General features: G+C 47.8%; 9 protein-coding genes. 4 read left to right on the top strand and 5 right to left on the bottom strand.

The features are described from left to right. The first annotated feature begins 221 nt into the window (after positions 1-221). Positions 222-710 carry a GNAT family N-acetyltransferase gene (locus QFZ48_RS22685; RefSeq protein WP_370913279.1) on the top strand — a complete coding sequence of 163 codons (489 nt, stop codon included), beginning with the start codon at positions 222-224 and terminating at the stop codon, positions 708-710. Positions 711-765: 55 nt separating this feature from the next. On the opposite strand, the gene QFZ48_RS22690 is transcribed toward QFZ48_RS22685, so the two are convergent. The 4 genes from QFZ48_RS22690 to QFZ48_RS22705 form a co-directional block, all read right to left on the bottom strand. Next, on the bottom strand, positions 766-1,503 hold the full coding sequence (locus QFZ48_RS22690; RefSeq protein ID WP_429049435.1) for a 3-keto-disaccharide hydrolase: 738 nt from the start codon (positions 1,501-1,503) through the stop codon (positions 766-768). A gap of 50 nt (positions 1,504-1,553) precedes the next feature. Beyond that, positions 1,554-2,876, bottom strand: coding sequence for a Gfo/Idh/MocA family protein (locus QFZ48_RS22695; protein WP_429063734.1), 1,323 nt, complete (start codon positions 2,874-2,876; stop codon positions 1,554-1,556). Positions 2,877-3,181: 305 nt separating this feature from the next. Beyond that, positions 3,182-4,687, bottom strand: coding sequence for a sigma 54-interacting transcriptional regulator (locus QFZ48_RS22700; protein ID WP_370913282.1), 1,506 nt, complete (start codon positions 4,685-4,687; stop codon positions 3,182-3,184). An 82-nt stretch (positions 4,688-4,769) separates the two neighbouring features. Beyond that, positions 4,770-5,864: a vWA domain-containing protein gene (locus tag QFZ48_RS22705; protein WP_429049429.1), complete on the bottom strand. Its 1,095-nt coding sequence runs from the start codon at positions 5,862-5,864 to the stop codon at positions 4,770-4,772. A 373-nt stretch (positions 5,865-6,237) separates the two neighbouring features. Between QFZ48_RS22705 and QFZ48_RS22710 the strand changes: the two genes are divergently transcribed. The 3 genes from QFZ48_RS22710 to QFZ48_RS22720 all read left to right on the top strand — a co-directional run bounded on the left by QFZ48_RS22710 (position 6,238) and on the right by QFZ48_RS22720 (position 9,726). After that, positions 6,238-7,083 carry a sugar phosphate isomerase/epimerase family protein gene (locus QFZ48_RS22710; protein WP_429049426.1) on the top strand — a complete coding sequence of 282 codons (846 nt, stop codon included), beginning with the start codon at positions 6,238-6,240 and terminating at the stop codon, positions 7,081-7,083. 200 nt (positions 7,084-7,283) lie between these two features. Then, positions 7,284-7,793 (top strand): ABC transporter permease, encoded by a 510-nt coding sequence (locus QFZ48_RS22715; protein ID WP_429063735.1) that lies wholly within the window; start codon positions 7,284-7,286, stop codon positions 7,791-7,793. Further along, positions 7,690-9,726 (top strand): FtsX-like permease family protein, encoded by a 2,037-nt coding sequence (locus QFZ48_RS22720; RefSeq protein WP_429065533.1) that lies wholly within the window; start codon positions 7,690-7,692, stop codon positions 9,724-9,726. The genes QFZ48_RS22715 and QFZ48_RS22720 overlap by 104 nt, the downstream gene beginning before the upstream one ends. A 67-nt stretch (positions 9,727-9,793) precedes the next feature. Here QFZ48_RS22720 and QFZ48_RS22725 read toward each other — a convergent pair whose 3' ends face one another. Beyond that, on the bottom strand, positions 9,794-13,033 hold the full coding sequence (locus tag QFZ48_RS22725) for a glycosyltransferase family 117 protein (RefSeq protein WP_429063736.1): 3,240 nt from the start codon (positions 13,031-13,033) through the stop codon (positions 9,794-9,796). Positions 13,034-13,042 lie beyond the last annotated feature (9 nt).

Here is a 13,042-nt window from a genome sequence, read left to right on the forward strand (position 1 = left end):
AGATTATATTGCATACCCCGCAAGAGGCAGGTGAGGTTATCAGAAGGCAAGAGATTTATCAATAATTTACTATAGCTATCTAAACACAGCGTGTGTAATTGATAATAAAGATATCGGCGGCATTTTCTATTAAAATATGGAGCTGCCATCATTTTCCGGTCAACAAGCCTTCTGCATGCAGAAGGCTTGTTGCGTTTTATATACATTAAAAAGAAGTGGTTATGACAGAGATTATTAAAGTAACCGCCGAAGATTCCAAGCACCTTAACCAGGTGAAGCTGCTTTTCCGCGAATATGCCAATTGGCTAAATGTAGATCTTAGTTTTCAACAATTTGAAGATGAGCTGGCGAACCTGCCGGGTGTGTATGTGCCTCCAACCGGCGCATTGTTCCTTGCATTGGTAGATGGACAGCTGGCCGGATGTGTGGCCGTGCGGTCGTTCGACAACAGTACCGCAGAAATGAAGCGTCTTTTCGTAAAGGATGCATTTAAAGGACACGGCGTAGGAAAGGCCCTGGCCAGTGCCGCCATTGCAGAGAGCCGGGAGCTTGGATACAAGCGGATCCTGCTGGATACATTAGCGCATATGCGTCCTGCAATTGATTTGTACACCTCACTCGGATTTCAGCCGATCGCAGCGTATTATGATAATCCCATCAGCGACGCAGTGTATTTATCGCTCAATATTGAAGAGGACAGTTTAACTTAAAAAAAATGCAGCGGAGGATTTTCCTCCGCTGCATAACATATAAAAGGATGATAGCTTACAGGGGTCTTATCCAGATATTCCTGAAGCTTACCGGATTTCCATGATCCTGCAGTGCGATGGATTTGGCACCGTGTTTTACATAGGTTGGTTTGCCGATATATTCTGTTTTACCTTCCAGCTCCACATTATTCTGCACCAGTACGCCATTTTGCAGTACAGTGGCTCTTGCAGGAGATTTCAGGGAACCGTCGCCGTTAAAGCGGGGAGCGGTCCAGATTACATCATAGGTTTGCCATTCGCCTGGTTTTTTACAGGCATTTACCAGCGGAATTTTTTGTTTGTAAAAGCTGCCGGCCTGCCCGTTGGAATAGGTGCGGTTGTTATAGTTATCCAATACCTGCAGTTCGTATTGTTCCTGCATAAATACACCGCTGTTGCCGCGGCCCTGGCTTTCGCCTTTTACTTCAGCAGGGGTGCGCCATTCGATATGCAGCTGGAAGTCTTCAAACTGTTCCTTTGTTTTAATAACACCACCTCCTTTTACAACTGTCATAGCATCATCTTTCACCTCCCATTTTGCGGGTCCTCCCTTTTCTGATTCCCAGCTGTCGAGGTTTTTGCCATTAAACAGTATGATCGCATCTGATGGCGCCGTAAGGGTTTCAGTACCGGGTGTAATTACTTTTGGTACCGGCTCCCATACTTCCGTGGCTTCGGGTTTTATCTGCTCTTTGTTTTGCGCTGTTGCGGTAACGGCGAGCAGGGTACAGGCAGATAGCAGTAGCGTACGCATGTGTCTTTTTATTTTTGTTAGGTAGATGATATTTAAATATGTGTTTTCGTTCAGGCGGTAACGTTAGGCAGATGGTACCCGTTATGGTATTGGGCTGCTAACAGTTTATTGGCATCGCTGTCGGTAAATTTACCTGTTTGCTGATCCCAGTATACTTTTTTACCTGTGCGATAGGCGATATTACCCATTTGTGCGGTGGTAGCTACGAGGGAGCCCACCTGTACGGAGGCGTGGAGGTCGTCGAGTTTCCTGGACTTCACTACTTCCACGAAATTGGTGGTATGGAGGTCGAGGCCGTTATCAACGGATTTTTGACGTGGTATGGCTTCCATTTTTCCTTTTTCGGGGATTACTTCCCATCCGCCGCGGTCCAGCACCAGTGTACCGTTGTTGCCGATGAAGGCAATACCGTGATCGCGTCCGTAAGGGCCGCCATCGATGCCTATAGCTTGTTCCCACTGGATGTTATAGTCATCGAATTCATAAACGGTGGTGAGTGTATCCGGTGTTTCGGCGGCATCATCGGGGTAGGCGAACTTACCGCCTGCGGCCATGATGGATTTTGGTGCGCCGGATTTCATACCCAGCAGGGCATAGTCGAGGAGATGCACGCCCCAGTCGGTCATCAGGCCGCCCGCATAATCCCAATACCAGCGGAAGTTGAAATGGAAGCGGTTGGGGTTAAAAGGCCGGGTAGTTGCCGGTCCCAGCCAGGCTTTATAATCCACACCTTCGGGCGGGGTGCCGTCTGGTTTTACAGGGATGGACTTCATCCAGCCCATATAGGCCCATGCTTTTACCAGGCGTACTTTGCCCAGTTTGCCCGAGTGTACAAACTCGATCGCGTCTTTAAAGTGTTTTTGGCTGCGTTGCCATTGACCCACCTGTACGGCGCGGTTATATTTCTGTTGGGCGCCTACCATAGAGCGGCACTCTATGATGGAGTTGCCCATGGGTTTTTCTACATATACATCTTTGCCGGCGGCGCAGGCGTCTGTCATTTGCAGGCAGTGCCAGTGGTCGGGTGTACCGATAACAACGGCGTCGATATTTTTGTCTTCCAGGAGCTTGCGGTAATCGCTGTAGGCTTTTACCTTGATGCCTTTCTGTGCGAGCTCGGCAACCCGTTTATCCAGCACGTTTTTATCTACGTCGCAGAGGGCAACGCATTGTGCGGCGGGGTTTTTCAGCATGGAGGTGAGGTCGGCCCATCCCATACCGTTAATACCGATGGCGGCGATATTGAGCCGGTCGCTGGCGGCTACTGTCCGCAATGGGAATGCCTGCAGTCCGGCTGGCAGTGCAGACACCAATCCTGCTCCTGCCACCAGGGTGGAGGCGGATTTGATAAAGTTTCTACGGGAGTTATTCATGTAATAAAACGTTTTGTGGAATGTGGAATTGTTAAAATGACAATTAAAAATACAAAATAGGGAAAAAAGTGGAGTTTATCGCCTTCCACGCGAATTTTGTCTTTCTCGCTGATTACGCTGATTTTACTGATTACCCGGATTTTTACTTTTGGATTTTTTAGATTTTCTTAAAATAATAATGAAGGGAGATAAAAGCGAATATCCGCTTCTATCTCCCTTCATCCTTTATAAAATCCAAAAGTAAAAATCCGGGTAATCAGTAAAATCAGCGTAATCAGCGAGAAAGACAAAATCCGCGAAGGTAATTACTCCTCCTCCGGCTCGCCGCTTTCGCCGCCGAGGCTGAAGTTCATCATGGTGCCCAGCAGGTCGCTGAAGCGGGTTTCGTTTTCAACCACTTTTTTGCTGATGAGTGAGTAGGACGACAGGCCGTGCAGCACGAATTCCATGAGCAGCAGGGCTTCTTTGCTGTTGGCTTTCGGGAAGCGGGCTTTGATGAGTTCTTTCAGTCCGTCTACTTTGCTGAGGGTAGCGTCGTATTGTTTGTCGCTGATATCCTGCAGGAGCTGAACGGAATTGCCTTTATCGAACCACTGGATAACGCTGCGGTAGGGATTTTCAGCAGGTGCGCCGGCTTTCTTTTTCTTGAAGGAATCCGGGTTGGGGAAGTAGATGGCGAAGAGGGTACGGATGGCTTTGTCGAGCAGGTTATGGGCTACCTGGAGCGGACCTTCCTGTTCGCCTTCGTATACCAACTCTATTTTGCCGGTGATAGCAGGGATGATGGCCTGCAGATCGGCGATGCGCACCTGTGTTTCCTTTTCCTTGTTGATGATGGCGCGGCGTTCGCCGGCGCTCACCGCGTTTTCGTAGGCGGCGATGGTTAAGCGGGCGGAAACACCGCTTTTCTTATCAACGTATTCGCTGGAGCGGGCTTCAAAGGACACCTGTTCGATAAGGCGTTTTACCATATCGGCGATTTGTACTTTGGCTTGCTGATCTTCGTGGATATCGGCTTCCTGTTCTGTGATGAGCAGGGAATTTTCTATTGTTTTCGGGTAGTGGGTAATGATCTGGCTTTCGATCCTGTCTTTCAGCGGCGTTACAATAGAACCGCGGTTCGTATAGTCTTCCGGGTTAGCGGTGAAGATAAACAGGATATCGAGCGGCATTCTCACTTTGAAGCCCCTGATCTGTATATCGCCTTCCTGGAGGATATTAAACAGGGATACCTGTATACGTGCCTGGAGGTCGGGTAGTTCGTTGATGACGAAGATGCCGCGGTTTGACCGGGGGATGATCCCGAAGTGGATCACTCTTTCATCTGCGTAGCTAAGTTTCAGGTTAGCGGCTTTGATAGGGTCTATATCGCCTACGAGGTCGGCAACGGAAACGTCTGGTGTAGCCAGCTTTTCGCCGTACCGTGCGCTGCTGTGAAGCCACGTGATGGGCGTCTGGTCGCCTTTTTCGGCGATCAGGTCTTTTGCGTAGCGGGAGAGCGGGTGGAAGGGATCATCATTTACTTCAGATCCTTCCACTACGGGAATATATTCATCCAGGAGATCGGTCATCTGGCGGGCCATGCGTGTTTTGGCCTGGCCGCGCAAACCGAGGAAGAGGATATTATGTCTTGACAGGAGGGCTCTTTCGGTGTCGGGGATCACCGTGTCTTCATAGCCGATGATGCCGGGGAAAGTGCTTTCCTTTTCTTTTAATTTTCTGATCAGGTTACGCCTGATTTCTTCTTTTACGGAAACTGGTTTATAGCCGCTTTTTTTGAGTTCGCCTAGTGTTTTTATGTTTGTGTTCATCTTTAATAATTACGCATTACAAATTGGCAGTAGCTGTTGGCGGATGCGGGGATCCGTTTTTTGTCTATGCTGCTGTTTACTATTAATAAAACTTTCTTTTGCCGCTTTCGAAGTCGCGGAAAAGAAACTGTCCCAGTTTATCGGTGCCGGAAAAGAATGCTTTACCGTTGTTGGTTTCGGTAAATTCTGTTACGAACTTCTGGAGCCACGGATCGGTGGCTACCATAAAGGTGGTGATGGGAATTTTCAGCTTTTTGCATTGGGCGGCCAGGTTGAGGGTACGGTTGAGTATTTTCCTGTCGAGGCCAAAGCTGTTTTTATAATACTGTGATCCTATTTTCAGGCAGGTGGGTTTTCCATCTGTGATCATAAAGATCTGTTTGTTCGGGTTGCGCCTGCGGCGGAGCAGGTCCATGGCCAGTTCCAGTCCTGCTACGGTATTGGTATGGAAGGGGCCGACCTGCAGATAGGGAAGGTCTTTGATTTCTATCTGCCAGGCATCATTTCCAAACACAATGATGTCGAGGGTATCCTTCGGGTAGCGGGTGGTGATCAGTTCTGCCAGGGCCATGGCCACTTTTTTTGCGGGCGTGATCCTGTCTTCCCCGTAAAGGATCATGGAATGGGAGATATCGATCATCAGGGCGGTTGACGTTTGTGTTTTGAAGTCGGTTTCTTTTACTTCCAGGTCGTCCTGGCTGATAGAGAAACTGTCTATACCGTGATTGATCTGTGCGTTACGGATGGAGGCGGTAATATCCAGCTGATCCACGCCATCGCCAAATTCGAAGGGGCGTGTTTCGGCATTGAGCTCGTCGCCCATGCCTGATTTGCGGACATTATGATTGCCGGTAGCTGATTTTTTCAGTTTACCGAAGATTTCTTCCAATGCGTTTTTACGGATGGTTTGTTCTGCTTTGGAAGTAATTTCTATGGCGCCGCTTTCCTCGTTTTCGCGGATGTATCCTTTATCTTTCAACTCCTGGATAAAATCGCCGATACCGTATTCCTGGCTGGTGAGATTATATTCATTGTCCAGCTCAGTGAGCCATTGCAGGGCTTCTGACACGTCTCCGCTGGTGTAGGTAAGGAGTTGGGTAAAAAGGTCCAGTAATTTCTGGAAAGGTGGTTTTTTGTTCTCGTCCGGGTTGAACCTGGTAAATTGTATTCCTCTCATAGCTTAGCTCATCTTCTGAATTAAATTTACCACTTTTCGCGGAGAATCGCCTTCGGCGATTTTTAAATTGTCTTACTGCCTGATTACGCTGATTATACTGATTAGGATGATTTGATTATGTTTTGATTTTTTTTTATGATTAATAATAATCAGGAGAGATAAAAGCTGATATCCGCTTATATATTCCTTCATTCTTTATAAAATCCATTATAATCAAAACATAATCAAATCATCCTAATCAGTATAATCAGCGTAATCAGGCAGTAAGACAATCTAAAATCGCCGAAGGCGATCCCCTCGCGGATTTTTCTTCGCTTAAAACTTGCATTTTAGATTGAAACCAACTACTTTCAATCATCAAAAAAATAGCTATATGAAAAAACTGAGAAATGCGTTGATCCTGGCAGGCGGCCTGGCGGTTGCATTATTTGCAAAATCGGCAGTTGCCCAGAGCAGGGCAGATGCATTGGGATGGAAGCTGGGAGCGCAGGCGTGGACATTCAATCATTTTACGCTGGCGGAGGCGCTGGATAAAATGGACAGCTGTGGTATCCAGTACGTGGAAGCATTTCCCGGACAAGTGATTGGCGGTGGTATAGAAGGTAAATTTGATTACCATATGTCGCCTTCCAAACAGGAAGAAGTAAAGGCGTTGTTTAAGAAAAAGCACAAGGTGCTGCAGGCATTTGGCGTGGTAGTGCCGGAATCGGCTGCCGAATGGCGTATGCTGTTTGATTTTGCCAACAGGATGGGTATCCAGAGCATTACTTCTGAGCCCAAGCCGGAAGACCTGGACCTGATCTCTTCCCTGTGTGATCAATACCAGATTAAGCTGGCGATACATGATCACCCGAAACCGAGCCGTTACTGGAACCCTGAAACGGTACTGGAAGCGATCAAAGGCAGAAGTAAATTAATGGGCGCCTGTGCGGATATTGGTCACTGGGTACGCTCAGGCCTCGATCCGGTAGAATGTATCAAAAAGCTGGATGGTCATATTGTAAGCCTGCATTTCAAAGATCTGAACAACAAATCTGCTGATTCCCATGATGTAGTTTGGGGTAACGGTGTTTGCCAGATGCCGAAAGTGCTGGAAACATTGAAAAATCAGAAGTTCAAAGGTTTGTTTTCTGCGGAATACGAATACAACTGGGATAACAATGTTCCTGAAGTGAAGGCCAGCGCTGCGTTCTGGAGAACGATCGTTAGCAACCTGTAATAAATTATTGTCTTTACGGACAATTGATCCGGAGATAACGGCCTGGCCGGGATCTCCGGATTTTTTATGGATGTTCGATATCGGACATTCCCTGTTCTTTACTGAACATTCGCACGGCTTCTTTTTTTATATCTCTTTGAAAATTAAATAAATATATTCCTGTCCCGGTTTTTGCAGGCAAAGCGGCAATACTTCCTGTTATGATCAATAGCTACTTCAAATTATCATTCAGAACACTCTGGAGAAAGAAATCGTTCTCCCTGCTCAACATCACAGGACTGGCCGTGGGCATCGGCGCCAGCCTGTTGATCTTCCTCGTGATCCGCAACGAGATGAGCTATGATACTTATCAAAGTAAGCGCGAAAGAATTTTCCGGGTAGTGACCACTTTCACCAACCGCAGCACCGGTGAAAAGTGGAGGCATAGTATGGTGCCGGCGCCGCTGGCATCTGCCATGCGACGGGATTTTCCTTCCCTTGAAAAAGTAGCGGTTGCTGAATATATCGGCGGCGCGCAGGTATATGTTCCGGGGGAAAACGGCGGCGAAGAGAAAAAATTTAAAGAAAGCGGGGGGCCTCTTTTTTGTGGAACCTGCTATTTTCGACATCTTCGATTTTGCCTGGCTCTATGGAAGTGCAGCGGAATTAAAGGAACCCAATACCGTGGCGCTTACGCAAAGTATGGCCGAAGCCTATTTTGGCAACTATAAAAACGCCATTGGCAAAATAATACAACTATGGTCTTACCGCGTGCCACTGCGTGTGACCGGCGTTTTTAAAGACCTGCCATATAATACAGATCTGCCGGTACGTATGGCAGCATCTCATGCTACCTGGCTCAGGATGGACGATCATGAACGTCAGACGCGGGAAGACTGGCGCTCGCTTAGCGGCGGAACACAATGTTTTGCGCTCATCTCCCCGAAAGATGATATAGGCAGGCTGCAGGCGCAACTGCCGGCATTTGTGAAAAATAATTACCGGGAGAATGCGGATCAGACAACAGGCTTTAGCAGCCTGACTTTTCAGCCGCTGAAGGAAATGCATCTCGACAAACGTTATGCTACCGTAAAAGACGACTCCCTGTCGGCCACAGAACTATGGGCGTTGGCTATCATAGGTCTGTTCCTGTTGATGGTGGCCTGTATCAACTTCATTAACCTGGCTACAGCGCAATCGGTTAACAGGGCTAAAGAAATTGGTATCAGAAAAGTACTGGGCAGTAACCGTCTCCAGTTATTAAAACAGTTCCTGGGAGAAACTGCACTGATCACGGCTTCCGCCATCATATTGGGCAGCATAATGGCCTGGCTGGCTATTCCTTACCTGAGTAACCTGGTAGGAAAAACGCTGGAGTTGAATCCGCTGCGCCATCCGTCGATATTACTCTTTTTAATATTATCCGGTGTGATAGTTACTTTCCTGGCTGGTTTTTACCCTGCTATTGTGCTCTCGGGATTCAACCCGGTGGCCGCTATTAAGAGCAGGATCAGCGTCCGTCCGGCAAGTGGTATTTCCTTACGCCGGGCTTTAGTGGTATTCCAGTTTGTGGTAGCACAGTTGCTGGTAATAGGTACACTGGTGGTGGTAAAGCAAATGAAGTATTTCAGGGAAAAACCCATGGGCTTTGAAAAAGAAGCGGTGGTGTTGCTAGAACTGCCCAGCGATAGTACTTTAAGACTAAAATATTCCCATTTGAAATCGCGGCTTTTGCAGCTGCCTGGAGTAGAAGCGGGCAGTTTATGCTCTATAGAGCCATCTTCCCATTTCGGACGGTTCACCGATTTCTATTATAATAACGAAGCTAAGAGGCAGCCTTACAGCGTGAAGCGGATCAATGCCGATACCGGTTATTTCAATACCTTCCGTTTGGGCCTGGTGGCGGGACGTTATCCATTTTCCGATGATAGCACAAGGGAAGTACTGGTAAATGAAACGGTGGTCAGAAAACTGGGATTGCGTTCTGCAGAGGATATTATCGGGAAGATAGTTGCGGTTGATAACGGCTCCCGTAAATTCCCGGTGGCGGGCGTATTACGCGATTTTAATAATAATTCACTGAGAGATGAGATTTCACCATCTGTAATTTCGGCTGATAATAATGATTATGGCACGCTGGCACTCCGGCTGGATCCTGAAAAAGTACCTGCTACGTTAAAGCAGGTAGAGCAGATATTCACTGCCATATATCCTACTTACATTTATGATTGTACTTTTTTTGATGACCAGATAGGGAACTTCTACAGGGCTGAAGCCATTACTGCAGCGTTGTTCAAGGTATTTGCCTTCCTGGCCATTTTTATTTCCTGTCTTGGATTATATGGGCTGGTTTCTTTTATGGTAATACAGAAAACCAAAGAGGTAGGTATCCGTAAAGTACTGGGGGCTTCTGTACAAAGTATATTGTACCTGTTTTCCAGGGAGTTTACCACGTTAATAGGTATTGCATTCCTGGTGGCAGCTCCAGTAGGATATTATTTTATGAAGAAGTGGTTACTTGGTTTCCACTATCATATAGACATGGGCTGGGGCATTTTTGTATTGGCTATTGTATTGTCCGTTTTAATTGCGTGGATAGCGGTAGGGTATAAGGCCATCAGGGCTGCCTTGGCCAACCCGGTTAAGAGTTTAAGAGCAGAGTAATTATATTGATAAAAAAGAGAGCCCGTACCATTGGTACGGGCTCTCTTTTTTATATCCGGAAGTACGGTTACTTCGCTGAATCTGCCGGCTTTGGTACCGGTGTAGAATCTTCCGTATTTACTTGTATGGCGCCGGCGCCGTCTTTGTTTCTTTTGGTACCATTAGGGCCAAACTCGCCTTTCATCTGGTTTAACCAGGTGATGAACTGTTGTGCATTCTGGCCATCGCGTTGTAAGTCGTTGGTCATTCTGTTTGGCGGCAGTGAGCTGTAGTAGCGCAGTTGCTGCTCACAGTCTTTGATCACCTGGTTCGACAGTTCTTCTGCTCTTTTCGCATCACCGGCCATATAGTAGGCGTAGATGGTTTGAATAGAAGTATAGTTGTGCATGTTACCCGGAGTGGTCATGGCATAAGGGAAGTTGGTTTCCATTATGTTTTTGTCCATGTAGCGGAGCACGTTGAGGGCGCTGTCTTTAGAGGCGCCTTCCTGCGTCATGGCTACAGACAGTTTGGTAAATGCCTGACGGAGGTACATGATCATTTTCCTGTTGGGCTCATCGAAGTAGGTACCGCGTGTTTGAGCGCCACCGAATTCAAATTTGTGCATCAGGTTATCATACATCACACCTACGTTCGCGTTGATGTCCATGCCCAGCGGATCGGTAGATGTAGCTTTAGGCAAAGGCACCAGGTGGTAGGTGAGACCATCAGTTTGCATATATTCATTCAGGCCAAGATCGGTAGGGCTGGTGAAATAGATAGGCCGTTTCCAGTCGTTGGCAGCGATGATGTCATATACTGCGAGGTCGTTTTTCAGCAGGTAGCTTTTGGTGATTTTGAAAGGCATGGAAGGCAGGATCTTCGCACTATCTTTTGCCGCTACTACGCCATTGGCGAGGATCGCCTGTTTGTCGACCGGAATAAACAGCTGACGGGTAGGCAAGAAGTTTTCTGCGCCGCCGTCCTGCGTGGTTACTTTACTGTTTACATCATCGCTTCCCATGAAGTTCATGATTTCTTTCAGGTTAAAGTATTTGTCGGCAGGAATATTTCCCGGATCGAAGAAGCGGATATAGTTGCGGTTTTCACCTTTATATTTATCGGCAGACCAGGTCATTGGGATGGCAGGGCTTTGGTTTACGGCTCTGCGCATCTGATCAATGTACCAGTCGACCCCGAGGAGGCTGAGGTTGATCACCCTGATATCGGGGCGGATGCCTTCTACTTCCTGTGCGTACCAGAGGGGATAGGTATCGTTATCTCCGACGGTGAACAGGATCGCATTTTTCTGACAGGATTCCAGGTAATCTTTGGCCACATCCCTGGCTACGTATTTAGTGGAGCGGTCATGGTCGTCCCATTCCTGGAAGGCCATTAATACCGGTACGGCGAGCAGGCAGATAGCTGTAGCCAATACGGGGGTGATGGCGCTTTTGATCCTCTTTTTCAGGAAGCTGTATACCGACAGTACGCCTAAACCGATCCAGATAGCAAATGCGTAGAAGGAGCCTACGTAGGCGTAGTCACGTTCACGCGGCTGGTTACCTGCCTGGTTGAGGTAGATGACGATAGCGAAGCCTGTGAAGAAGAACAGGAGAGATACGATGAGGGTATCTTTACGGTGATTATTATATTGATAGAAGAAACCGATGACCCCGAGAATAAATGGCAGGAAGAACAGGGTGTTGTGAGCCTTGTTATTTTTCAGACTGTCCGGTAGCATGGACTGGTCGCCATATAAGAAGTTATCGATGAACGGAATGCCTGAGATCCAGTTACCGTCACGTACGTTGCCGTAGCCTTGTGTATCGTTTTGTTTACCTGCAAAGTTCCAGAGGAAGTAGCGGGCATACATGAAGTTCACCTGGTATTGCAGGAAGAATTTGAGGTTATCGCCAAATCCTGGTCTTTCACCTTGCTGGAGGCCCAGCCAGGTGCGGTAGTAATCGGCGTGGCCCTGATCGTTGCTGGCGTCCCAAACACGTGGGAAGAGCATCATATCAGCCGGGTCATATTCCGGTTCCATTTTCTTGCCGGCGATTTCATATTTTTTTGCGCCGCGTGCGTAGATGTTACCGCCTTCTTTGTAACCTGTTGGGCGGGCAGTGAACACCTGGCCGTATACCAGCGGGAAGTCGCCGTATTGTTCACGACCGAGGTAACCTACCAGGGAGATGGGATTATCTACGTTGTACATATCTACTGAAGGATTGGCAGTAGAGCGTACCATGGTGGTAATATAAGTAGAGTATCCTACGAGCATGAACAGCACGAAGGAAATCGTGAGCCGGCTGAAGTGTGCTGTTTTGGATATATCCATTTTCACGCCTACGGCTTTCAGCAGGTATGGGATGGCTATAAAGAAAGCGGCCAGCAGGAATTTGAAGAAGATGGCACCGGAGCCTGCCTCGTTAAACGCGGGTACCAGGATGATGGTAGCGATTACGATGAAGGGGGCGTAGATACCGAACTTTGGCTTCTGGTAACCGATTACCAGCAAGGCTATGATGAGTACGAAATAGAAGGTAAATCCGGAGAAATATCCCATTCCGAGGCTATTTACGAAGAAAACGTCCATATATCCGGAGGCCTTTACGGTATCCTGGATAAGGTATTTCTGTACGAGGCCGGTGACGCCGCAACCGATAACGAAGGCCCAGAAGGTTCCCCAGCCGGTTACTTTAAAGCGTCTGAAGTAGTACACCATTACCATAGCGGGGATGGTGAGGAGGTTGAGCAGATGGACACCGATAGAGAGGCCGAGGAGGTACCCGATAAGGACGATCCAGCGGTCGGCATAGGGTTCATCGGCTTCATGTTCCCATTTCAGGATGGCCCAGAAAACGATGGCGGTAAAGAAGGAGGACATACCATATACTTCACCTTCCACGGCGGAAAACCAGAATGAATCGGAGAAGGTGTATGCTAAAGCGCCTACGGCGCCTGCGCCCATGATAGCGATCATTTTTTCACGTGAGATCTCTTCACCGGCTTTCACCATGAGTCTGCGTGCGAAGTGGGTAATGGTCCAGAACAGGAACAGGATAGTGAAACCACTGGCCAGGGCTGTCATGGTATTTACGCCCAGGGCGGCCTGAGATGGTTTCAGGAACATACTAAACAATCTTCCAAGCAACACGAACAATGGCGCTCCGGGCGGATGGGGAATCTGTACTTTGTAAGCACTTGAAATAAACTCGCCGCAGTCCCACAAGCTGCCTGTAGCTTCCATCGTTTTAATGTAAACAAAGCAGGCGATGATGCAAATGACCCAGCCGACCATGTTGTTGGTCCTTTTAAAATTCATAAGGTTGTT

Source organism: Chitinophaga sp. W2I13 (genome assembly GCF_050434005.1).
GTDB lineage: Bacteria > Bacteroidota > Bacteroidia > Chitinophagales > Chitinophagaceae > Chitinophaga.